The 24228-nt window shown below is 53.3% G+C and carries 21 protein-coding genes; 12 read left to right on the top strand and 9 right to left on the bottom strand.

Annotated features, from left to right (window positions below; all coding sequences use genetic code 11):
• Positions 1-12 precede the first annotated feature (12 nt).
• Together entE and entC are read right to left on the bottom strand one after the other, a co-directional pair.
• Complete coding sequence (gene entE / locus ACJHYD_RS17600; protein WP_001550789.1) at positions 13-1623, bottom strand: (2,3-dihydroxybenzoyl)adenylate synthase EntE; 1611 nt, start codon at positions 1621-1623, stop codon at positions 13-15.
• Positions 1624-1632: 9 nt separating this feature from the next.
• Complete coding sequence (gene entC / locus ACJHYD_RS17595) at positions 1633-2808, bottom strand: isochorismate synthase EntC (RefSeq protein WP_001550788.1); 1176 nt, start codon at positions 2806-2808, stop codon at positions 1633-1635.
• Between the two features lie 188 nt (positions 2809-2996).
• On the opposite strand from entC, the gene fepB reads away from it, so the two are divergent.
• A complete protein-coding gene (gene fepB / locus ACJHYD_RS17590; RefSeq protein ID WP_001234345.1) occupies positions 2997-3953 on the top strand; it encodes a Fe2+-enterobactin ABC transporter substrate-binding protein in 957 nt (318 codons plus the stop codon).
• A 3-nt stretch (positions 3954-3956) separates the two neighbouring features.
• Here fepB and entS read toward each other — a convergent pair whose 3' ends face one another.
• Positions 3957-5207 carry an enterobactin transporter EntS gene (entS, locus tag ACJHYD_RS17585; RefSeq protein WP_001041781.1) on the bottom strand — a complete coding sequence of 417 codons (1251 nt, stop codon included), beginning with the start codon at positions 5205-5207 and terminating at the stop codon, positions 3957-3959.
• 110 nt (positions 5208-5317) lie between these two features.
• Between entS and fepD the strand changes: the two genes are divergently transcribed.
• The 3 genes from fepD to fepC are packed head-to-tail and all read left to right on the top strand — an operon-like array spanning position 5318 to position 8123.
• Entirely contained in the window at positions 5318-6322 is a 1005-nt protein-coding gene (gene fepD / locus ACJHYD_RS17580; protein WP_001550787.1) for a Fe(3+)-siderophore ABC transporter permease, read from the top strand.
• Positions 6319-7311, top strand: a complete 993-nt coding sequence (gene fepG, locus ACJHYD_RS17575) for an iron-enterobactin ABC transporter permease (RefSeq protein ID WP_000640927.1) — start codon at positions 6319-6321, stop codon at positions 7309-7311. Before fepD ends, fepG begins: the two co-directional genes overlap by 4 nt.
• Positions 7308-8123 carry an iron-enterobactin ABC transporter ATP-binding protein gene (gene fepC / locus ACJHYD_RS17570; protein ID WP_000140646.1) on the top strand — a complete coding sequence of 272 codons (816 nt, stop codon included), beginning with the start codon at positions 7308-7310 and terminating at the stop codon, positions 8121-8123. The genes fepG and fepC overlap by 4 nt, the downstream gene beginning before the upstream one ends.
• Here fepC and wzz(fepE) read toward each other — a convergent pair.
• The 4 genes from wzz(fepE) to fes form a co-directional block, all read right to left on the bottom strand.
• A complete protein-coding gene (gene wzz(fepE) / locus ACJHYD_RS17565) occupies positions 8120-9253 on the bottom strand; it encodes an LPS O-antigen length regulator Wzz(fepE) (protein WP_001550786.1) in 1134 nt (377 codons plus the stop codon). The two genes, fepC and wzz(fepE), sit on opposite strands and share 4 nt — an antisense overlap.
• A 215-nt stretch (positions 9254-9468) precedes the next feature.
• A complete protein-coding gene (entF, locus tag ACJHYD_RS17560) occupies positions 9469-13350 on the bottom strand; it encodes an enterobactin non-ribosomal peptide synthetase EntF (RefSeq protein ID WP_001550785.1) in 3882 nt (1293 codons plus the stop codon).
• Positions 13347-13565: an enterobactin biosynthesis protein YbdZ gene (gene ybdZ / locus ACJHYD_RS17555; RefSeq protein ID WP_001550784.1), complete on the bottom strand. Its 219-nt coding sequence runs from the start codon at positions 13563-13565 to the stop codon at positions 13347-13349. The genes entF and ybdZ overlap by 4 nt, the downstream gene beginning before the upstream one ends.
• 2 nt (positions 13566-13567) lie before the next feature.
• Positions 13568-14770 (bottom strand): enterochelin esterase, encoded by a 1203-nt coding sequence (gene fes / locus ACJHYD_RS17550; RefSeq protein WP_001550783.1) that lies wholly within the window; start codon positions 14768-14770, stop codon positions 13568-13570.
• 242 nt (positions 14771-15012) lie between these two features.
• Here fes and fepA point away from each other — a divergent pair, with 242 nt between their 5' ends.
• Positions 15013-17253, top strand: coding sequence for a siderophore enterobactin receptor FepA (gene fepA, locus ACJHYD_RS17545; protein WP_001034923.1), 2241 nt, complete (start codon positions 15013-15015; stop codon positions 17251-17253).
• A gap of 174 nt (positions 17254-17427) precedes the next feature.
• On the top strand, positions 17428-18048 hold the full coding sequence (entD, locus tag ACJHYD_RS17540; RefSeq protein WP_023063555.1) for an enterobactin synthase subunit EntD: 621 nt from the start codon (positions 17428-17430) through the stop codon (positions 18046-18048).
• Between the two features lie 121 nt (positions 18049-18169).
• Here entD and hokE read toward each other — a convergent pair whose 3' ends face one another.
• A complete protein-coding gene (gene hokE, locus ACJHYD_RS17535; protein WP_000956470.1) occupies positions 18170-18322 on the bottom strand; it encodes a type I toxin-antitoxin system toxin HokE in 153 nt (50 codons plus the stop codon).
• Between hokE and ACJHYD_RS17530 the strand changes: the two genes are divergently transcribed.
• The 6 genes from ACJHYD_RS17530 to ybdG all read left to right on the top strand — a co-directional run bounded on the left by ACJHYD_RS17530 (position 18291) and on the right by ybdG (position 22732).
• Positions 18291-18560 carry a hypothetical protein gene (locus ACJHYD_RS17530; protein ID WP_077634174.1) on the top strand — a complete coding sequence of 90 codons (270 nt, stop codon included), beginning with the start codon at positions 18291-18293 and terminating at the stop codon, positions 18558-18560. The genes hokE and ACJHYD_RS17530 overlap by 32 nt on opposite strands.
• 204 nt (positions 18561-18764) lie before the next feature.
• Positions 18765-19883, top strand: coding sequence for a YbdK family carboxylate-amine ligase (locus tag ACJHYD_RS17525; protein ID WP_001550780.1), 1119 nt, complete (start codon positions 18765-18767; stop codon positions 19881-19883).
• 65 nt (positions 19884-19948) lie between these two features.
• A complete protein-coding gene (locus ACJHYD_RS17520) occupies positions 19949-20197 on the top strand; it encodes a DUF1158 domain-containing protein (RefSeq protein WP_000682518.1) in 249 nt (82 codons plus the stop codon).
• A 64-nt stretch (positions 20198-20261) separates the two neighbouring features.
• On the top strand, positions 20262-20630 hold the full coding sequence (locus ACJHYD_RS17515) for an MmcQ/YjbR family DNA-binding protein (protein ID WP_000360951.1): 369 nt from the start codon (positions 20262-20264) through the stop codon (positions 20628-20630).
• 93 nt (positions 20631-20723) lie between these two features.
• The gene (nfsB, locus tag ACJHYD_RS17510; protein ID WP_001550777.1) at positions 20724-21377 is read left to right on the top strand and encodes an oxygen-insensitive NAD(P)H nitroreductase; all 654 of its coding nucleotides are present in this window, start codon (positions 20724-20726) and stop codon (positions 21375-21377) included.
• A 107-nt stretch (positions 21378-21484) separates the two neighbouring features.
• Entirely contained in the window at positions 21485-22732 is a 1248-nt protein-coding gene (gene ybdG / locus ACJHYD_RS17505; RefSeq protein ID WP_001153128.1) for a mechanosensitive ion channel YbdG, read from the top strand.
• A gap of 80 nt (positions 22733-22812) precedes the next feature.
• On the opposite strand, the gene pheP is transcribed toward ybdG, so the two are convergent.
• On the bottom strand, positions 22813-24189 hold the full coding sequence (gene pheP, locus ACJHYD_RS17500) for a phenylalanine transporter (protein WP_000786320.1): 1377 nt from the start codon (positions 24187-24189) through the stop codon (positions 22813-22815).
• Between the last annotated feature and the right edge of the window lie 39 nt (positions 24190-24228).

Here is a 24228-nt window from a genome sequence, read left to right as displayed (position 1 = left end):
GTGTTCTCTCCTTCAGGCTGATGCGCGTGACGCCAGCCACTGACGTAATTGTTTTTTATCGACTTTCCCGACCGCCGTCAGCGGAAGTGAATCCACACACTCCACGCGATCCGGTAATTTAAATTCGGCAATACCCTGTTCACGCAGGAAACGACGCACCTGCACCGCGCGTAGAGGCTCTTTTACCACCAGATAAGCACAGCTTTTTTCGCCCATCAGCTCATCTTCCATGCTCACCAGTGCGGCATAGATCACCGCCGGATGGCGCAGCAGCAGGTTTTCGATCTCTTCGGCAGCGATCTTCTCGCCGCCACGGTTGATCTGATCTTTCTCGCGCCCCTGCACGGTGATGTAACCCTCTGGATCAATAGAGATCAGATCGCCGGAACAGTAAAAACCGTTGGCATCAAAGGCACTGGCATTGTGCTGCGGGCTTTTGTAATAACCGCGGAAGGTGTACGGCCCGCGCGTCATCAGGCGTCCAACTTCCCCTTGCGGCAGTGGATTTCCTTCGGCATCGGCAACCCACACTTCATCGTCCGGGCACATTGGGTAACCCTGGGTATGGATAATTTTCTCCGCGCTATCATCAAGACGGGTGTAGTTCACCAGCCCTTCCGCCATGCCAAACACCTGCTGCAACTGGCAGCCAATCTCAGCGGGAATACGCGCCGCAAGCGTGGCAGAAAGACGTGCGCCGCCGACCTGTAACAGTTTCAGCGAGGCAAGCTGCGCCCGGCTTTCGCCTTCGGTCAGCGCCTGTAACCACAGGCTGACTGCGGGTGGCACCAGCGCGGTGACGTTCACCTGATGTTTTTCAATCAATGGGAAACAGAGCGTGGCGCTGGGATCGGCCGCCAGAACGACCGTTCCTCCGGCAAGAAAGACGCCCAGCGATCCCGGCGAACTCATGGCGTAGTTATGAGCCGCCGGGATCGCGCACAGGTAGCGTGTCTGTTGTGTGAACTGACAAATCTCGACGCTACGACGCACGCTGTAGTAGTAGTCGTTATGAGTGCGCGGGATCAGTTTCGGTGTGCCGGTGGTGCCGCCGGAAAGCTGGAAATAGGCCACTTCATCAGCAGGTGACGGCGTGGCAGTAAAATCCTCAGCCGGATGGTTAATCGCATCCTGCAAATTATGCTCACCGCTGTCGTTGTGCAGTTGCACCACGCGAATGGAGGAATGCTCTGCAACAAATGTATTGAGGAAATCATCCCCGCTAAACAGCGCATGCTGGCGATCGGCAATCAGTAACGCCGGTTCAATCTGGCTGGCATAGGCGTTCAGTTCACTACGCTGATGGCTGAACAGCGCCAGCACCGGCGCAACGCCCAGCTTCAGCAGCGCGAAAAAGGTAATATACAATTCAGCGACGTTACCCAGCTGTACCAGCGCGGTTTCACCAGGTTTAATGCCCTGGCGGCGCAAACTACAGGCGAGGTTATCTGCCGCCCGATTCAGCTCCCGGTAACTCAACTGCCGCTCGCCGTCGATGACCGCGATGCTGTCGCTTGCGGCATGACGGGTCAGAATGTCGGTCAGCGGCAAATCCTGCCAGTAGCCTTTTTCCCGATAGCGACGGGCAAACTCTTCCGGCCAGCGGGTGAATGGAATGCTCATCCTCACTCCTTAATGCAATCCAAAAACGTTCAACATGGTAGAAAGTTTGACGCCCGTTTCGCGCCACTCACCCAACGGTGACGACGCAGGCACAATCCCCGCTCCGGCAAACAGACGCACCTGATTTTCCCGCAGCTTCGCGCAGCGGATGGTCACCACCCACTCGCCGTTACCTTCGCTGTCACACCAACCCACAATGCCGCCAAACAGTTCGCGGTCGAACGGCTCCAGTTCAGCAATAACCTGGGTCGCGGCCTGATGCGGGAAACCGCTCAGCGCGGGGGTCGGATGCAGCAGACAGGCCAGCGTCAGTGCGTTCTCATGCGAATTCGCTTTACCTTCAAAGGGAGTTGCGAGATGCCACAGCGTCGGCGTGGTGATCAGTTGTGGAGAAGAAGGGACGTGTAACTCACTACTTCGTTCGCGCAGTACCTCTTTCATCGCCTGAGTCACCAGTTCATGTTCATGGCGATCTTTTTCTGACGCCAGCAGACGATTACCCGCTTCGCGATCGAGCACTTCATCCGGCTGACGACGCGCGGAACCGGCTAACGGAATGGAGCTAAAACGCTCGCCGTCTTTATGTAGCAGCAGTTCCGGGCTGGCCCCCAGCAGAACGCCACCATCAGCCAGCGGGACATGGAAGTTGTAACTAACCGGGTTTTGCGCAATCAACCGTTCCAGCAATACGCCACTATCAATGGCGGCGTCAGTGGTGATATCAATCAACCGTGACAACACCACTTTGTCGACCTGCGGCGTGGCGGTAAGTGCGGCGGCGCGAGCAACCATCTGTTCAAACGTGGTTTGATCCGGAATTGCCTGACGTTCCACCACGTTCAGCGACTGGCTGCGGGTGAAACGGCGTGCGGAAGCTTGTTTTTCCTGGCGGGAGAACGACTGCCAGGATTCAGGAATATACAGCGATGAAGGCTGACGTGGATCGAAGGGAATCGCCCCGACCATCACCGGATTTTTGATGCCCTTCGCTTTGGCATCGGCAAACAGCGCGGCGAGTTTTTGCTGGAAGGGACTGTCGGGCGAATCCCCGTTCACAGCCGGTTCATCGAAGCGGGCGAAACATCCTGACGTCGTAAAACTGCGGTACGGCGACATAAAGAAAAAGCGATTGGGCGCAAGTGTTGCCATGGTCTGCTGTACTTCCTCAGCCAGTGACGTATCCATATCATCCTCCACAAAATGATAAAGGCTTTAATAATGATTATCATTTATATTTTCGGTCGCTAACCTAAAAGCAAACGCGCACTATGTCAACTCTTGAGGTAACGCAATCTGCAACTCGGGGTTGCATCTGGTTGTGGTTACAATGAAAATGAGAAGCATTAACTTCATTAATAACAGGAAGCTGACTTGTGAGACTCGCCCCGCTCTACCGCAACGCCCTTCTATTAACAGGACTTTTGCTTTCAGGAATAGTCGCAGTTCAGGCCGCCGACTGGCCGCGTCAGATTACTGACAGCCGGGGCACTCATACCCTGGAAAGCCAGCCGCAGCGTATTGTTTCCACCAGCGTCACCCTGACCGGCTCACTGCTGGCGATTGATGCTCCGGTGATTGCCAGCGGCGCGACCACGCCGAATAACCGCGTCGCGGATGACCAGGGCTTTTTACGCCAGTGGAGCAAGGTGGCGAAAGAACGCAAACTGCAACGGCTCTATATCGGCGAACCGAGCGCCGAAGCCGTTGCCGCGCAAATGCCGGATCTGATTTTAATTAGCGCAACTGGCGGGGATTCGGCGCTGGCGCTGTACGATCAGCTTTCTACCATCGCCCCAACATTAATCATCAATTACGACGACAAAAGCTGGCAGGCGCTGTTAACGCAACTTGGCGAAATTACCGGGCATGAGAAACAAGCGGCAGAGCGGATTGCACAGTTTGATAAGCAACTGGCGGCGGCGAAAGAGCAAATCAAATTACCGCCGCAGCCGGTCACTGCCATTGTCTATACCGCCGCTGCACACAGTGCCAATCTCTGGACGCCGGAATCAGCACAAGGGCAGATGCTGGAACAACTCGGCTTTACGTTGGCGAAATTGCCCGCAGGGTTAAACGCCAGCCAAAGCCAGGGCAAACGTCATGATATCGTTCAGCTTGGTGGGGAAAATCTGGCTGCAGGGTTAAATGGCGAGTCACTATTCCTGTTCGCCGGTGATCAGAAAGATGCCGATGCTATTTATGCTAATCCGCTGCTCGCGCACCTGCCTGCAGTACAAAACAAGCAGGTTTATGCGCTGGGAACCGAGACGTTCCGACTGGATTACTACAGCGCCATGCAAGTGCTGGAACGACTTAAGGCGCTGTTTTAAGCATTAACTGTCGGACGCTGTCACCTGCGGCGGCGTCTGGCGAAAACGTCGCAACTCCACCAGCACCAGCAATAACAACACACCGATAATCAACAAACCAAAACCGCTCGCGCTTGCGGAAGCAACCGGTGTCATCATCGCTCCCAGACCGCCTAACAGCGCCGCACCTATGGCATCGCCCGTCACGTTTTGCGCCGTCCACAAACCGTTAATCCGCCCTAACATCGCTTCCGGGGTTTGCGTTTGCAGCATTGTGTATTGCAGCAACGAGCTGACCGCGCTCAGCCAGCCGAATAGCGCCAGACAAATCACGCCTAAAATCCACATCGGCATCAGGCCAAACAGCCCAATGGCGAGGAACGATCCCAGCGTGGAGAGCAGCATCAATAACCCTGGTCGCGCGCTATGTGCCAGCTTCCCGCTGGTTAACGCGCCAATAGCCGCGCCGAGCGGGATCGCCGCATAGAGAAAACCAATCTGTGCCGCCGACATCTGCCAGTTGTCAGCCAGCGCCGGATACAGTACCCGCACCGCGCTCGCCATCGTCAATAAACCACCCAGCAGCGCAATCCCTCCCACCAGCGGGCTGGCGAGCAGAAAACGAAATCCTGCCAGTAATGATTTCAACGGATGCTCACGCGGCTGAGGTGGCGGTGGCAACGCCGGAAGGCTTAATAACGGCAGCAAGGTAATAAACGTGCCCGCCGCCGCCAGCCCGTAGTTCCAGGCTACGCCGCCGGTCGCCAGCAATAAACCGCCAATCATGGGCGAAATCACCGACCCCAGGCGCACGGTCAACATGGTGATCGCCCCGGCCTGCATTAAGTTTTCACGCCCTACCAGTGCAGGTGTCGCCGCCAGTAGCGCCGTAACGCCAAGTGATGCGAAAAAACCATCCCATAAACCAAGTAAATAGATTGCCAACAATGACGGCTCCGGCAGCAGTGCATTAAGGCACAGTCCAATGAAGCCAATGCCACAGGTGCCGCGCGCCAGCAAAATCACTTTTTTGCGTTCATAGCGATCCGCCAGCACACCGCCGACCATCAGGCCAACAAACATCGCGCCGCCGGTCAGCGTCACCGAAAGCCCCACCTGCCAGGTAGAATGCGTCATCATCTGGATCTGCACCGGCACCGCGACGCCGAGCAAACCCAGAGACACAATTGAGATAAAACGAGCGAGGAATACTGCGCGAAACGCCGGGTGCGTTTTCAACAGGCTGAGGTTAAGCAGCCAGGATTGTTTATTCATTACAATGCCTTGCCATCAAATATTTTAAATACCTATTCTTAGGCTGCACATGCTAACATATCCAAATAAGATCGATAACGATAATTAATTTCATTATCATGGAAGTTCGTATGTCTGGTTCTGTTGCCGTGACACGCGCCATTGCCGTGCCCGGATTGCTGTTCTTACTGATTATCGCGACGGCATTAAGCCTGCTCATTGGGGCAAAATCACTCCCCGCTTCCGTAGTGCTGGAGGCCATCTCCGGCACCTGCCAGAGCGCCGACTGCACCATCGTGCTCGACGCGCGACTGCCGCGCACCCTTGCCGGTTTACTGGCCGGCGGTGCGCTTGGGCTTGCAGGGGCGCTGATGCAAACCCTCACCCGAAACCCACTTGCCGACCCCGGCTTGCTTGGCGTGAACGCCGGAGCCAGCTTTGCCATTGTGCTGGGTGCGGCGCTGTTTGGTTACTCTTCCGCACAGGAACAACTGGCGATGGCCTTCGCCGGGGCGCTGGTGGCCTCATTGATTGTTGCCTTTACCGGCAGCCAGGGCGGCGGGCAGTTAAGTCCGGTGCGTTTAACCCTGGCGGGCGTGGCACTGGCGGCGGTGCTGGAAGGGCTGACCAGCGGCATCGCCCTGCTTAATCCTGACGTCTACGATCAGTTGCGTTTCTGGCAAGCCGGTTCGCTGGATATTCGCAATCTACATACCTTAAAAGTGGTGCTGATCCCGGTGCTGATCGCCGGAGCAACCGCGCTATTACTGAGCCGCGCGCTGAACAGTTTAAGCCTCGGCAGTGACACCGCGACGGCGCTGGGTAGTCGCGTGGCGCGCACACAGTTGATTGGTCTGCTGGCGATTACCGTGCTTTGTGGTAGTGCGACGGCGGTAGTTGGCCCGATTGCCTTTATTGGCCTGATGATGCCGCATATGGCACGTTGGTTGGTGGGTGCCGATCATCGCTGGTCGCTGCCCGTCACGCTACTTGCCACCCCTGCCCTGCTGCTGTTTGCCGATATCATCGGGCGGGTGATTGTGCCCGGCGAGTTGCGCGTTTCTGTGGTCAGTGCCTTTATTGGCGCACCGGTGCTGATCTTCCTCGTGCGACGTAAAACGCGAGGTGGCGCATGATTTACGTCTCTCGCCGATTAATCATCACCTGTTTGCTGCTAATTACCGCCTGTGTGGTTGCAGGTATCTGGGGATTACGCAGCGGTACCGTCACGCTGGAAACCTCGCAGGTATTCGCCGCGCTGATGGGCGATGCGCCGCGCAGTATGACGATGGTGGTCACCGAATGGCGTTTACCACGCGTGCTGATGGCGCTGTTAATTGGCGCGGCTCTGGGCGTCAGCGGCGCGATTTTTCAGTCGCTGATGCGTAACCCGCTCGGCAGCCCTGACGTAATGGGCTTTAACACCGGGGCGTGGAGCGGCGTGCTGGTGGCGATGGTGCTGTTTGGTCAGGACCTGACGGCTATCGCCCTGGCAGCAATGGTGGGCGGCATTGTCACCTCGCTGCTGGTCTGGCTGCTCGCCTGGCGTAACGGCATCGACACCTTTCGGTTGATTATTATCGGCATCGGCGTTCGCGCCATGCTGGTGGCCTTTAATACCTGGCTGTTGCTGAAAGCGTCTTTAGAAACGGCGCTAACAGCAGGTTTGTGGAATGCCGGATCGCTCAACGGCCTGACGTGGGCAAAAACCTCGCCTTCCGCACCCATCATTATATTGATGCTCATTGCCGCCGCCTTACTGGTACGCCGGATGCGCTTGCTGGAAATGGGCGATGATACCGCGTGTGCGTTGGGCGTCAGCGTCGAACGTTCGCGGCTGTTAATGATGCTGGTGGCAGTGGTGCTCACCGCTGCGGCAACGGCGCTTGCCGGGCCGATTTCCTTTATTGCTTTAGTCGCGCCGCACATTGCCCGACGCATTAGCGGCACCGCTCGCTGGGGGCTGACCCAGGCGGCGCTGTGCGGGGCGCTGTTACTGCTGGCGGCCGATCTCTGCGCCCAACAACTGTTTATGCCGTATCAACTTCCGGTTGGCGTCGTTACCGTCAGCCTCGGCGGTATTTACCTTATCGTCTTGTTAATTCAGGAGTCTCGCAAAAAATGACCGAATCAGTAGCCCGTTTGCGTGGCGAACAGTTAACCCTCGGATATGGCAAATATACCGTTGCGGAAAATCTGACTGTAGAAATTCCTGATGGTCACTTCACGGCAATTATCGGGCCAAATGGCTGCGGTAAATCCACGTTACTGCGTACCTTAAGCCGCCTGATGACGCCTGCTCACGGGCATGTCTGGCTGGATGGCGAGCACATTCAACATTACGCCAGTAAAGAGGTTGCACGCCGGATTGGCCTGTTGGCGCAAAACGCCACAACGCCGGGAGATATCACCGTGCAGGAGCTGGTGGCGCGTGGGCGTTACCCGCATCAACCGCTGTTTACTCGCTGGCGCAAAGAAGATGAAGAAGCGGTAACGAAAGCGATGCAGGCCACGGGAATCACTCATCTGGCAGATCAAAGCGTGGATACCCTTTCTGGCGGACAACGCCAGCGAGCGTGGATAGCAATGGTGCTGGCCCAGGAAACGGCAATTATGCTGCTCGATGAACCAACGACCTGGCTGGATATCAGTCATCAGATTGATCTCCTGGAACTGTTAAGCGAACTGAACCGCGAGAAAGGCTATACCCTGGCGGCGGTGCTGCACGATCTTAATCAGGCCTGTCGTTACGCCAGCCATTTGATTGCATTGCGGGAAGGGAAAATTGTTGCTCAGGGAGCGCCGAAGGAGATTGTCACTGCTGAATTGATCGAGCGCATTTATGGTCTGCGCTGCATGATTATTGACGATCCGGTAGCCGGAACTCCGCTCGTGGTGCCGCTCGGACGAACGGCACCTTCAACTGCCAAGATTTAAACTAAGTGCTCTTCCATCACGGCATCCTGTTTTCTGGATGCCATCGCATAGCGCAACAGCACGCCACCACAAGCCACCATCCCGCCGATCATCGCAGAAAGGATCACAATAATCGCCTTACCCGGACCGTCTTTTTTCACTGGCAATGACGGGCTTAACTGATATTTAAACGGCGTAAAATTCACATCGTTGATATTTGCTTTTGTTAGCTGCTCAACAAGATACTGGCGATTACGTAATTCACCGTTCAGTTCCGCAACGTCAGTAACCGCTTTTTCAATTTCCAGTTTGCGTTCAATACCGTCTGCGCCGAGAGAAATAGAGAAATCGGGGTCATCTTTAACGGCCTGACCATTACTGTAAACGGGCTTTTTAATTCCTGCCGCGTTAGCAATGTCGAGTGAATAATTGAGGCGCTGAATGTTTGCATCAAGTTGATTTTTCGTTTTAATGCGGTCCTGAGCCAGTTTTTCTTTTTCAAACTGGGTTTTGATCTCCAGTTTATTACGGACGTTTTCTATCGACTCTTTCACCACCAACGCAGAGATATAATCGATATACCCGCTCAAAACGGTCTGCGCCTCTTCGCTGGTTGGCGCGGTAAAACTTAGCGTCCAGGAGGTATACAGTGACGGTTCATCTTTTTTCTTACTGGCATTGTCATCAACCGCTTTCATTTTTTCGCTCAATGCGACAATTGCGCGATGCAAATCCAGTTCGTCGATTTTCGCCTCTTTTAATTGGTCCATCACATAAGGTGTTGAGCGCAGGTACTCTTCCAGCAAGCTAACCGACTGAAACTTCTTGATAAACAGGTTAAATGCTTCTGTACGATCAATTTTGATATCCAGATCCAGCACACGAAGCTTAGTGAATGTTTTCTCAAGCGCCTGCCACTGAACAGGTTCTGGAGGTGTGACAACCGCCGCGCTGGTCCATTTTTGCGGCAGGATGAAAGAGATCAGTAAACCTGCGCAGGCAAACGCAAAAACGACCGCCATGACCGTTTTTTTGGCCCGCCATAAAACTTCAATTAGATTAAGTAAATCAATTTCATTATTACTGGGCGACGCCAGAGGATACTCGGGAAAATGAGCGTCACTTCCCTGTTTAATATTCATTGATGACATGGGGTATAACCTGAAAATGAGTCCAATAGGGGGAAATCTCCACGGCGCTCACTTTACCAGTTGGTGAGAATTATCCGAAGCTGAAGTTTGTAAATTCCTTCCACTGAATGCAACATTCACTCTATTTAAGAGAAATATCCACCAAACTTATAAATTAAATAAATGATAAGCCCATAATTATTTCCTGTAATTATGGGTTTATAGATAATATTAATTTACCTGTTTAGCGTAGCGCGAATAATCGGCCCAATTTTTTCAAACGCCCCTGGAGAGATAATATCCACATGCGCACAATCCTGACGATAGATATCCAGCTCCGCAATCCACGGCGACCAGGCGCGTTCGGGATTCATACCTTCCTGAAGCGTGCGTTCAGCAACAAACAGCGTCGCTTTACCGTCAAACGGTACACTATGAGCAGTCGTCAGCAGGCGCACAGCATCAGCGTAGTTGCCTTCAATGGTGGTAAACAACTCCGTTGAAGTACTTCCCTGCTGTGCCGCCAGGAAGGCCTCGCGCTCGCGGTTAATCTCCGCCAGCACTTCCGGGTCCAGGCCATTAGCCTCTTTTTCCTGCCAGTTTTGCGTTTCTGGCGGCCAGGTATCCAGCAAGCCAATAAATGCCACCTGTTCGCCACGGGCACGCAGCCGCGCCGCAATGCCCTGCGCCAGCGTACCGCCCAGCGAATACCCCAGCAGGTAATAAGGGCCGTGCGGTTGTTGTTCAAGTAACGTTGCCAGATGCGCTTCGCAGACTTCATCCAGGTTTGCCGCGATCTGCATGGGGCCATGAGGGCGCGGCGACTGAATGCCGATAATCGACCATTGTGGATCGAGATAACGCGAGAGCACGCTGAACTGCCAGGCAAAACCGGACGCAGGATGGAAACAAAACAGCGTCGGGCCATTACCTTCACGCAACGGCAGAATGGTTTCGAATCCCATGCGCCGGGAGCTGTCTTCTTCACCATCAATAATCGTTGCCAGTTTGGCGACAGTTGACGCGACCATCACCTGCCCCGGCGTCACCTGACGGGCAAACTGCCGACTTAACTGCGCAGCCAGTTTCATTGCCAGTAGCGAATGACCGCCAAGCGCAAAGAAATCAGCATCGGCATCCTGCACGTCACAACCCAGCAACGACGAGAATGCCGCGGCGATAATCGTTTCACTGCCCGCTTTCGGCGCACGCCCCGGCGCTTGTGCTTTCAGTTCAGGCAACGGTAAGGCTTTGCGATCCAGCTTGCCGTTGGCGCTAAGCGGCAACTGCGGAAGTTGCAGCAGAACCACGGGCACCATATGCGGTGGCAATGTTTCGCGCAACTGCGCCTGCAATGCAGTGGTATCCAGCGGCAGGCCTGATTGCGACACCAGATACCCAACCAACTGACGCGCATCGCCTCCCGTTGCGGCAGCCTGGTTAATGACGCAGGCGTGGGTCACGGCCTGTTCAACGTCCGGCAGCGCCTGCATCACGCGATCGATTTCGCCCAGTTCAATACGCTGCCCGCGAATTTTTAGCTGATCGTCACTGCGCCCGAGGTACTCCACCGCGCCGTTATCCAGCCAGCGGGCAACGTCTCCGGTACGGTACATCCGTTCCCCTGGAGCAAAAGGATCGGCAATAAAGCGACTGGCGGTCAGATCGGGTCGTCCCAGATACCCCTGCGCCAGTTGAATACCGGTGAGATAGAGATCACCCGCCACACCTGGCGGCACCGGATGCATCATCGCATCAAGAATACGCAGGCCCGTATTCCACACCGGATAACCAATCGGCACACTACTGCCGCGCACCTCTGCCAGTTCCTCGCCAAAAGCCGGATACCAGCTGACATCTACCGCCGCTTCCGTCGGGCCATATAGATTATGCAACGGCACGCTGGTTAACTGTTGCCATTCGCGGCATAAATCAGCTGGTAAGGCCTCACCACTACAGAAAACCTGTTTCAACGTCGCGCAACTCTGGCGAGCGGTTTGCGGCGTCAGCGATGCAACAAATGCCGCCAGCATCGACGGCACAAAGTGCGTAGTCGTTACGCCATATTCGGCAAAGAATTGCTGCATAGCGAGCGGATCGCGGTGCGCTTCCGGTTCAGCCATCACCAGTTTAGCCCCGGCAATAAACGGCCAGAAAAACTCCCACACCGAGACATCAAAACTGCACGGCGTTTTTTGGGCAACGACATCTTCACCTGTAAGTGGATAATGATTTTGCATCCACAACAGGCGGTTAACGATAGCCGTCTGCCCGACCATTACCCCTTTCGGCCTGCCGGTGGAGCCAGAGGTAAAGATGATATAAGCCGTGTTATGCGGTTGTGAAAGTTGCAGCGGCGCACTGCCCTGGGGGGTAAGCGGGGCGTTATAGCAAAGGTTTGTTAAATTGGGAACATCGCTAAAGCGCGGCAGTTGATCGTCGGTGGTAATTAACAGCGACGGACGCGCATCTTCCAGCATCATTTTCAGGCGATCGTCCGGATAGCCGGTATCCAGCGGTAACCAGGCCGCACCAGCCTCAACAATTGCATGTAGCGCCAGAGTCAAAAATACCGAGCGCGGTAGCGCCACCGCCACGCTGTCGCCTGGTTTAACGCCGCGCTCACGCAGCAGATTCGCCAGCGCCACCACCTGCTCGCGCATTTCCCGATAGCTAAACTGGTAACTCGCATCAACCAGCGCCGGAGCATGCGGTGTTTTTGCCGCTTGTTCTGCCACCAGCGCGCTCAGCGTGGTTTCTGGAATCTCAACCTGAGTGGCGTTGATCTGCGCCAGCTGCGCGTATTCACCTGGCAGCATAATATCGACATCGCCGCACAACAGCGCCGGATCCGCGGCGAACTGGGCAATCAGCATTTTCAGGCGTTCAGCGTGTTGAATTAACGTTGGCTCATCGTAACGCTGTTTATTGGCGAGGATCTCAATACTCAAATCACCGTGTTCATCCGGGAACAGTGCCAGTTCAAGGTCATTAACCGGACCGGTTGCCAGGGTATGGGTTTGCGCCTGAACACCAGGAATATCCAGTTGGTAATCAAATACCTTGATATTGAGTACCGGACCGAACAGCGGTTCCTCTCCTGCCGCTCGCCCGCTGTCACGGACAATTTGTTCGGCATCGTAACGTTGATGACGACGCATTTTTTTCAGTTGTGCTGCCAGTCGGGTTGCCAGTTCCGGCAGCGTTTCTTGTGCCGCAATGTGAATACCCAACGGCAAAACGTTGAGCACGGGTCCGGTAGCCGTCAGCGCCGCCGAGCCCAGTCGACGCATAAAGATAAATCCGGCAGCGTAGTCCATGCGGTTGCACAATCGCCCCAGCCACAAAGCCGCCAGCGCAAGGGCTAAATCGGTACGCTGCACACCTGAAAGTTGCGTAGCCAGCTGGCGGAATTCCCCGTCAGTAAATTCCAGTTTCAGGCGAAGAATATCTGCCGAAGCGCTGCGCCCCGGTAAAGGTGCCGGAGAAAGTGACGCGGGCGGCGGCAGTTGACGACGCTGTTCCGCCCAGAATGCCGCATCACGCTGCCAGGCTTCGCTTTCGCGGTATTGCTGGTACTCTTCCACTACATCAGCGAAAGGCGTAAACGGCGAAGCAGGCGTTGGTTCGCCACGCAGCCATGCGCAGTAAATATTGGCGATCTGGCGTGTAATGGCCGGGAAACTGAAGCCATCGACCAGCAAATGGTGATAACGCTGATACCAGTACCAGCGGTTATCCGCCACCTGTATCAACTGATGAAAGACCAGTGGTTTACCGCTATCGACGCGCAAATCTTGTTGCAAATCCGCCTGCATTAATGCCCGCGCAGTACCGTGCGGATCAATGTTGGTTCGCAGGTCGATAATTTCTGGCAATTCGAACGTCTGCGCATCATCGACCCACTGCCAGACTTCGCCGTTATCTTCCGTAAAACGCATCCGCAACGTATCTGCTTGCGCTAGTCCGGCAACCACCGCGCGGGCCAGTAGTGGCGCATCAACCTCTCCGGTTAACTCAACGTAATGCGCCACGCTCCAGGCGGAGGGTAAATCTGACAGTTTTTCTGCCATCCAGATGCCGGGCTGTGCGGCGACCAAAGGTAAATGCTGGCTCATTGTGCCCCCTGCAACTGGGTGAAATTCGCCGGTGTCAGAGTACGCCAGTGGGCTTCAAGCCACTGCTGGCAGGACGCCTGTGACTGCGGCTGACACACAACGTCCCAGCCTGCCGGTAAGAGGCATTGTTGCGGCCACAGACTGAATTGCCCCTGCGCATTGCGCAAAATGTAAAACGCTCCCTGCGGATCATCGAAGGGATTACTGAATGCCATATTCAACTCCTGTCATGGAAAAGTGGTTGCCAGAGGTCGATTAGCCCCTGCATCAAGCCACCGCGCCAACAAAGCGCATCATGTCCGCCGTCAACCTGACGCCAGAAAATGGATTCTTTTATGGGGTGTAATTGCGCATACAGCGCCTGATTGGCCTGCATGATCATCGGCTCGCGAATACCCGCTTCCAGCACAATGCGCAGACCTTCGGCACTAACTTGACCAGCTTTAAGTTGCTCAAGTAAAACACCTTCTTGCTGCCCGCCCCGATGCGGCCACCAGTACGATCCTGACTGGCTTAATACACAGCCAAAGCGTTCAGGCCAGTGCAGTCCGGCATACAGCGCGGAAAGCCCACCAAAACTCTGCCCGGCGACCACGGTGCGATCGGCGCGATCGCTAAAAGGGGCAATATCTTTCACCAGGGGTAATAACTCTTGCTGTACTGCCAGCCAGAAATCCGCATTACACGGCAGTTCGTGGGCGCGGTGCGTGGTGTCGATAGCGTCGATCAACACATACACGGCGGGAGGAAGTTGCCGACGATGGGTCAGCGAAGTTAGCGCCGGCCAGACGGGCATACTCTGCGCCCAAAATTCGCCATCAAGCAAAACTGCCAGCGGGCGTTCTTCTGCTGTTGCATCGCCGGTGGTAAAAATCCATACACGGCGTGAATTTTTCAGCCGCTCACTTTTCCAGATAATTTCTTTGGCAGGCGTTTCTGGCGCTTGCGGACAATCCCAACCAGGTTGTAGGGGCGCTTGCGGCATTTCGAGTGTAGAAACAGCGTGCCCTCGCCCGCCTTTCCAGCTTTGTGGATTCAGCGGATCGGCTATCGCCTGGGGTAATAGTTTTCGCCAGCCTTCGCGTAATTCGAGGCGATCGGGGGATGGTGCAGAAAAAATGTCAACGCGTTCGGTGGGAATAAAACAGTAGCTGCCGCGCCAGTTGGCATTAAGTTGTGTCGTCCACTGCCAGACGTTGGTACCTGCAATTCGCTGCATCGACTGGGGCTGGCTGTTCTGATGGTGATCGGTCACACCAGTGATGTAGACCCATACGCGCTTTATCGTCGAGTATTCTTCAGAACCCTGGGGATCACGCCACCAGAAAGTGACCTCAAACATTTCGTCATTCAGACGCTGCCATTCCGGGCCATGTTTCGACTGCCACCAGCTCTCACTTCCTACTTTTAACGCCGTCACACCATAACCCCATGTTTACTGTGAAATTTTTCATTGATTGCAGAAATATATTGATAATATTATTGATAACTATTTGCATTTGCAATAGCGTAATGGCGCGCCGTGGGAAGCGCGGACATTAATTAACCAACTGCACTGCGTGTCTTTCAGGATCAAAGGTTTTCGCGGTAGCGGGATGCGTCGTGTTGATGACGACCATGCCCGACAGTTGCAATTCGTGGCAAAAATGCAGGAATAAAACAATGAACAAGAAGATTCATTCCCTGGCCTTGTTGGTCAATCTGGGGATTTATGGGGTAGCACAGGCACAAGAGCCAACCGATACTCCTGTTTCACATGACGATACCATTGTCGTTACCGCCGCCGAGCAGAACTTGCAGGCACCTGGCGTTTCGACCATCACCGCAGATGAAATCCGCAAAAACCCGGTTGCCCGCGATGTGTCGGAGATCATCCGTACCATGCCAGGCGTTAACCTGACCGGTAACTCCACCAGTGGTCAGCGTGGGAATAACCGACAGATTGATATTCGCGGCATGGGTCCGGAAAACACGCTGATTTTGATTGACGGCAAGCCGGTAAGCAGCCGTAACTCGGTGCGTCAGGGCTGGCGTGGCGAGCGCGATACCCGTGGTGATACCTCCTGGGTGCCACCTGAAATGATTGAACGTATTGAAGTTCTGCGTGGTCCGGCAGCTGCGCGTTATGGCAACGGCGCGGCGGGCGGCGTGGTTAACATCATTACCAAAAAAGGCAGTGGTGAGTGGCACGGCTCGTGGGACGCATATTTCAATGCGCCAGAACATAAAGAGGAAGGTGCCACCAAACGCACTAACTTTAGCCTCACCGGTCCGCTGGGCGACGAATTCAGCTTCCGCTTGTATGGCAACCTCGACAAAACTCAGGCTGACGCGTGGGATATCAACCAGGGCCATCAGTCCGCGCGTGCCGGAACGTATGCCACGACGTTACCAGCCGGGCGCGAAGGGGTGATCAATAAAGATATTAACGGCGTGGTGCGCTGGGACTTCGCACCATTACAATCGCTGGAACTGGAAGCAGGTTACAGCCGCCAGGGTAACCTGTATGCGGGCGATACCCAGAACACCAACTCTGACTCCTATACCCGCTCGAAATATGGCGATGAAACCAACCGTCTGTATCGCCAGAACTACTCGCTGACCTGGAACGGCGGCTGGGATAACGGCGTGACCACCAGCAACTGGGTGCAGTACGAACACACCCGTAACTCGCGTATTCCGGAAGGTCTGGCGGGCGGTACCGAAGGGAAATTTAACGAAAAAGCGACACAGGATTTCGTCGATATCGATCTCGATGACGTGATGCTGCACAGCGAAGTTAACCTGCCGATTGATTTCCTCGTTAACCAGACGCTGACGCTGGGTACGGAGTGGAATCAGCAGCGGATGAAGGACTTGAGTTCCAACACCCAGGCGCTCACCGGGACGAATACCGGCGGCGCTATTGATGGCGTGAGTGCCACCGACCGTAGCCCGTATTCAAAAGCAGAAATTTTCTCGCTGTTTGCCGAAAACAATATGGAGCTGACTGACAGCACCATCGTAACGCCGGGGCTGCGTTTCGATCATCACAGCATTGTTGGCAATAACTGGAGTCCGGCTCTAAACATATCGCAAGGTTTAGGCGATGACTTCACGCTGAAAATGGGCATTGCCCGTGCTTATAAAGCGCCGAGTCTGTACCAGACTAACCCAAACTACATTCTCTACAGTAAAGGTCAGGGCTGCTATGCCAGCGCGGGCGGCTGCTATCTGCAAGGTAATGATGACCTGAAAGCGGAAACCAGCATCAACAAAGAGATTGGTCTGGAGTTCAAACGCGACGGCTGGCTGGCGGGTGTGACCTGGTTCCGTAACGATTATCGCAATAAGATTGAAGCGGGCTATGTGGCTGTAGGGCAAAACGCAGTCGGCACCGATCTCTATCAGTGGGATAACGTACCGAAAGCGGTGGTTGAAGGTCTGGAAGGATCGTTAAACGTACCGGTTAGCGAAACGGTGATGTGGACCAATAACATCACTTATATGCTGAAGAGTGAAAACAAAACCACGGGCGACCGTTTGTCGATCATCCCGGAGTATACGTTGAACTCAACGCTGAGCTGGCAGGCACGGGAAGATTTGTCGATGCAAACAACCTTCACCTGGTACGGCAAGCAGCAGCCGAAGAAGTACAACTATAAAGGTCAGCCAGCGGTTGGACCGGAAACCAAAGAAATCAGTCCGTACAGCATTGTGGGTCTGAGCGCGACCTGGGATGTGACGAAGAATGTCAGTCTGACCGGCGGCGTGGACAACCTGTTCGACAAACGTTTGTGGCGTGCAGGTAATGCCCAGACCACGGGCGATCTGGCAGGAGCCAACTATATCGCCGGTGCCGGGGCGTATACCTATAACGAGCCGGGACGTACGTGGTATATGAGCATTAATACTCACTTCTGATGCTAACGTCAGATTGTTGACAAAGTGCGCGTAGTTCATGCCGGATGCGGCGTGAACGCCTTATCCGGCCTACAAAAATCTTGCCAATTCAATATATTGCAGGACCACGTAGGCCTGATAAGCGTAGCGCATCAGGCAGTTTTGCGTTTGTCATCAGTCTCTAATATGGTCGACATGAAAACTACGCATACCGCCCTCCCCTTTGCCGGAAATACGCTGCATTTTGTTAAGTTCGATCCGGCGAGTTTTTGTGAGCAGGATTTACTCTGGCTGCCACACTACGCGCAACTGCAACACGCTGGACGTAAACGTAAAACAGAGCATTTAGCCGGACGGATCGCTGCAGTTTATGCGCTGCGGGAATATGGCTATAAATGTGTGCCCGCAATCGGCGAGCTACGCCAACCTGTGTGGCCTGCGGGGGTATACGGCAGTATTAGCCACTGTGGGGCTACGGCATTAGCCGTGGTATCTCGTCAACCGATTGGCATTGATATTGAAGAAATTTTTTCTGCGCAAACAGCGGCAGAATTGACAGACAACATTATTACACCAGCAGAACACGAGCGACTCGCAGAATGCGGTTTAACCTTTTCTCTGGCGCTGACACTGGCATTTTCCGCCAAAGAGAGCGCATTTAAGGCAAGCAAGATACAGGCCGCTCAAGGTTTTCTGGATTATCAGATAATTAGCTGGAATAAACAGCAGATCATCATTCGACTAGAGGATGAGCAGTTTGCTGTGCACTGGCAGATAAAAGAAAAAATAGTCATAACGCTGTGCCAACACGATTAATTGACAACATCTGGTACGATTCGCCCGCAGCCATTACTGACCGCGGGCGAAAGTGTAAAGCAGGTGCCTTACCATCCTGACCTGACAACCGGATATGCGGGGATTGCTCCCCGCACAACGGCTACTTCTTCGGTTCGTAAGCGAGAACAGCCTTAAACTCAATATTACGTTCCTTCACCGTAAACTCACACAGCGAGTCGCGGACCAGAAGCGTAAATCCCAGCACCGTTAAACACAGCACTATGACTGCCACAAGGGCATATTTCGTCAGCATGTTTATATTGCCTCCATGCGAAGAAGGGACTACCATCCAAATTGTTTGGGTTTGGAGTGGCAGCCCCAGGGTTGATAGAAATATCGTCCTGGGGCTTCATCTTTCCAGACCTCAGAGTAAACCTGAAACCGGAAAGCTTCAGGCACCCGCCGTTATCTTACCCTTCCTTAGCAAAATAACTGTTTATTTATACAGTAAGTCCTGTTTCGGACTTCTCAATCCTCATTTGATCAACTGAAGCTGAACCCGTTTTTTTCTGCATGCCTCAATCGTCAAAATTCTTCGCCACCAGTCCGCACTGCCATAACTTGTCATATTGCAAAATGTAGCCAATTTGCTTCAGTCACCATCATCAAAAAAAGAAACATTCCAGAACTTCCGCATCTCGCCCAGTCGCTCCCACTTCTATACTGAATAGAAAACGCCAACATAAGAGAAACCTATGCCATTACCCGATTTTCATGTTTCTGAACCTTTTACCCTCGGTATTGAACTGGAAATGCAGGTGGTTAATCCGCCGGGCTATGACTTAAGCCAGGACTCTTCAATGCTGATTGACGCGGTTAAAAATAAGATCACGGCCGGAGAGGTAAAGCACGATATCACCGAAAGTATGCTGGAGCTGGCGACGGATGTTTGCCGTGATATCAACCAGGCTGCCGGGCAATTTTCAGCGATGCAGAAAGTCGTATTGCAGGCAGCCGCAGATCATCATCTGGAAATTTGCGGCGGTGGCACGCACCCGTTTCAGAAATGGCAACGTCAGGAGGTATGCGATAACGAACGCTATCAACGAACGCTGGAAAACTTTGGTTATCTCATTCAACAGGCGACCGTTTTTGGTCAGCATGTCCATGTTGGTTGCGCCAGTGGCGATGATGCCATTTATTTGCTGCACGGCCTGTCACGGTTTGTGCCGCACTTTATCGCCCTTTCCGCCGCGTCACCATATATGCAAGGAACGGATACGCGTTTTGCCTCCTCACGACCGAATATTTTTTCCGCCTTTCCCGATAATGGCCCGATGCCGTGGGTCAGTAACTGGCAACAATTTGAAGCCCTGTTTCGCTGCCTGAGTTACACCACGATGATCGACAGCATTAAAGATCTGCACTGGGATATTCGCCCCAGTCCTCATTTTGGCACGGTGGAGGTTCGGGTAATGGATACCCCGTTAACCCTTAGCCATGCGGTAAATATGGCAGGATTGATTCAGGCTACCGCCCACTGGTTACTGACGGAACGCCCGTTTAAACATCAGGAGAAAGATTACCTGCTGTATAAATTCAACCGTTTCCAGGCCTGTCGCTATGGGCTGGAAGGCGTCATTACCGATCCGCATACTGGCGATCGTCGGTCACTAACGGAAGACACCTTGCGTTTACTGGAAAAAATCGTCCCTTCTGCACATAAAATGGGTGCATCGAGTGCGATTGAGGCCCTGCATCGCCAGGTCGTCAGCGGTCTGAATGAAGCGCAGCTGATGCGCGATTTCGTCGCCGATGGCGGCTCGCTGATTGGGCTGGTGAAAAAGCATTGTGAGATCTGGGCTGGTGACTAAGCCGGGAATTGCCTTACAGAAGAATATCCCTGACAATGGTGTTTTAACTTACATTTAACAATGTTATGAAACACCCTTTAGAAACCTTGACCACCGCAGCAGGCATTTTGCTGATGGCTTTCCTTTCTTGCCTGCTGCTACCCGCCCCCGCACTGGGGCTGACGCTGGCACAAAAACTGGTGACCATGTTCCATCTGATGGATCTTAGCCAGCTTTACACTTTATTGTTTTGTCTGTGGTTTTTAGTGCTGGGCGCTATTGAGTATTTTGTTCTGCGCTTTATCTGGCGACGCTGGTTCTCGCTGGCGGATTAAACGTCGATTATCGCCGTACTTCGCGGCATACTTTGCTTATTCTCCTTCGCCTAAAGGAACGTTTATGGATAAGCAATCACTGCACGAAACGGCGAAACGCCTGGCCCTTGAGTTACCCTTTGTCGAGCTTTGCTGGCCTTTTGGCCCGGAGTTCGATGTTTTTAAAATTGGCGGCAAGATTTTTATGCTGTCGTCGGAGCTGCGCGGCGTCCCCTTTATCAATCTGAAGTCCGATCCACAAAAATCCCTGTTAAATCAGCAAATATATCCGAGCATTAAGCCAGGGTATCACATGAATAAAAAGCACTGGATTTCGGTGTATCCCGGAGAGGAAATCTCCGAAGCGTTACTTCGCGATCTGATCAACGATTCGTGGAATCTGGTGGTTGATGGTCTGGCTAAACGCGATCAAAAAAGAGTGCGTCCAGGCTAAAGCGGGAATCTATAGCGCATTTTTCTCGCTTACCATTTCTCGTTGAACCTTGTAATCTGCTGGCACGCAAAATTACTTTCACATGGAGTCTTTATGGATATCATTTCTGTCGCCTTAAAGCGTCATTCCACTAAGGCATTTGATGCCAGCAAAAAACTAACCCCGGAACAGGCCGAGCAGATCAAAACTCTCCTGCAATACAGCCCATCCAGCACCAACTCCCAGCCGTGGCATTTTATTGTTGCCAGCACGGAAGAAGGTAAAGCGCGTGTTGCCAAATCCGCTGCCGGTAATTACGTGTTCAACGAGCGTAAAATGCTTGATGCCTCGCACGTTGTGGTGTTCTGTGCAAAAACCGCGATGGACGATGCCTGGCTGAAGCTGGTTGTTGACCAGGAAGATGCCGATGGCCGCTTTGCCACGCCGGAAGCGAAAGCCGCGAACGATAAAGGTCGCAGGTTCTTCGCCGATATGCACCGTAAAGATCTGCATGATGATGCAGAGTGGATGGCAAAACAGGTTTATCTCAACGTCGGCAACTTCCTGCTCGGCGTGGCGGCGCTGGGTCTGGACGCGGTACCCATCGAAGGTTTTGACGCCGCAATCCTCGATGCAGAATTTGGTCTGAAAGAGAAAGGCTACACCAGTCTGGTGGTTGTTCCGGTGGGTCATCACAGCGTTGAAGATTTTAACGCTACGCTGCCGAAATCTCGTCTGCCGCAAAACATCACCTTAACCGAAGTGTAATTCTCTCTTGCCGGGCATCTGCCCGGCTATTTCCCCTCAGATTCTCCTGATTTGCATAACCCTGTTTCAGCCGTCATCATAGGCTGCTGTTGTATAAAGGAGACGTTATGCAGGATTTAATATCCCAGGTTGAAGATTTAGCGGGTATTGAGATTGATCACACCACCTCAATGGTGATGATTTTCGGTATTATTTTTCTGACCGCCGTCGTGGTGCATATTTTTTTGCATTGGGTGGTACTGCGGACCTTCGAAAAACGTGCCATCGCCAGTTCACGGCTATGGTTGCAAATCATTACCCAGAATAAACTCTTCCACCGTTTAGCTTTTACCCTGCAGGGGATTATCGTCAATATTCAGGCGGTATTCTGGCTGCAAAAAGGCACCGAAGCGGCAGATATTCTGACTACCTGCGCGCAGTTGTGGATCATGATGTATGCGCTGCTTTCAGTCTTCTCGTTGCTGGATGTTATTTTGAATCTGGCGCAGAAATTCCCGGCGGCATCTCAGTTACCGCTGAAAGGGATATTTCAGGGGATTAAACTGATCGGCGCGATTCTGGTCGGCATTTTGATGATCTCGCTGCTGATTGGTCAGTCGCCAGCGATTCTGATCAGCGGTCTTGGTGCAATGGCTGCCGTGCTGATGTTGGTATTTAAAGATCCGATTCTTGGTCTGGTGGCAGGTATTCAGCTTTCCGCGAACGATATGCTGAAACTGGGCGACTGGCTGGAGATGCCGAAATACGGCGCGGATGGCGCGGTGATCGATATTGGGTTAACCACCGTCAAAGTGCGTAACTGGGACAATACCATTACCACTATTCCCACCTGGTCTCTGGTCTCTGACTCCTTTAAAAACTGGAGCGGGATGTCAGCATCTGGCGGGCGACGTATTAAGCGCAGTATCAGTATTGATGTCACCAGTATTCGTTTTCTTGATGAAGACGAAATGCAACGTCTGAATAAAGCGCATTTGTTAAAACCTTATTTAACCAGCCGCCACAAGGAAATTAATGAGTGGAATCGCCAGCAAGGTTCTACGGAGTCGGTATTAAACCTGCGCCGAATGACCAATATTGGAACCTTTCGTGCCTATCTGAACGAATATCTGCGGAATCATCCGCGGATTCGCAAAGATATGACCTTAATGGTGCGCCAATTAGCTCCGGGCGATAACGGTTTACCGCTTGAGATCTACGCGTTTACTAATACCGTGGTGTGGCTGGAATATGAAAGCATTCAGGCTGATATATTCGATCACATATTTGCGATTGTCGAAGAGTTTGGTCTGCGACTTCATCAGTCGCCAACCGGCAATGATATTCGCTCTCTGGCGGGTGCATTTAAGCAGTAATTAAAAAAACCGCTCTTATCGAATGGATGAGAGCGGTTTCGGATGGTTGACATCATTTTGTCGGATACGGCGTGAATGCCTTATTTCCGACGCAGCGTTTTAAACGCTACAAACAGGAATACAATCCACACTGGCAGCAGAATCGCTGACAAGCGCATATCATCCATCGTGCACATCAGCAGCAAAATCATGCCGAGGAAGGCAATGCAGAGATAGTTGCCGAACGGATAAAGCAGCGCCTTAAACTGTGTTTCACGTCCCTGACGTCGCATCGCCGCGCGAAAACGCAGATGCGCCAGGCAGATCATAATCCAGTTCAACAGCAGCGTTGCTACCACCAGCGCCATCAGCAGACCAAACGCTTTTTGCGGCAGCAGATAGTTGATTAACACCACCAGCGAAGTGATCGCTCCGGAAAGCATCAGCGAGTTAATCGGCACGCCGCGACGGCTGACGCGAGTCAAAAACTTCGGCGCATTACCCTGCACAGAAAGGCCAAACAGCATGCGGCTGTTAGAGTAAACCCCGCTGTTATACACCGATAATGATGCTACCAGAATGACGAAGTTCAGCGCAGAAGCTACCACGTTGCTGTCGAGATTATGGAAAATCATCACAAAAGGGCTACTGTTGGATTTCACTTCCACCCACGGATAGAGTGCCAGTAAAACCACCAGTGAACCGATATAAAACAGCAGGATGCGATACACCACCTGATTCACTGCTTTCGGGATGCTTTTTTCCGGATCGCGCGCTTCAGCCGCAGTAATCCCAATCAGCTCCAGACCGCCGAAGGAGAACATAATTACCGCCAGCGACAAAATCAGCCCATTCCAGCCGGTGGCGAAGAAACCACCGTAGCGCCAGAGGTTGTCGATACTGGCTTTTTCGCCGCCGTGCCCAGAAAACAGCAGCCACAGGCCAAAGCCGATCATACCGATGATCGCCAGCACTTTAATCAGCGCAAACCAGAATTCGGTTTCGCCATATAAGCGCACGTTTACCAGGTTAACGGCGTTGATGATAATAAAGAAGGCGGCAGCCCAAATCCACGTTGGAACATCCGGGAACCAGTACTGCATATAGATGCCCGCAGCGGTCAGCTCTGCCATTCCCACCAGCACGAACATCACCCAGTAGTTCCAGCCAGAGAGGAAGCCCGCAAACGGTCCCCAGTATTTATAGGCAAAGTGGGCAAATGAACCAGATACCGGCTCTTCGACCACCATCTCGCCGAGCTGGCGCATAATCAGGAAAGCGATGATCCCGGCGACGCCGTAGCCCAGCAATACAGCCGGACCCGCCATCTGAATCGCCGGGCCAATGCCAAGAAACAGACCAGTACCAATTGCGCCACCCAGCGCAATCAGTTGAATATGACGGTTATGTAATCCGCGATGAAGCGTCGGCTCTTGATTCGACGCAGTATCTTCCGATACGGTTGACGCGTTTTTCACGCCTTTCCCCTGTGTGTCTTTTTTGTTGAGGGGCACCTT

The sequence above is a fragment of the Escherichia sp. WS1368 genome (assembly GCF_046487485.1).
Classification (GTDB): Bacteria; Pseudomonadota; Gammaproteobacteria; order Enterobacterales; family Enterobacteriaceae; genus Escherichia; species Escherichia coli.
The sequence above is the reverse complement of the archived record's forward strand: the minus strand, read 5'-3'. Positions and strand labels throughout refer to the sequence as shown.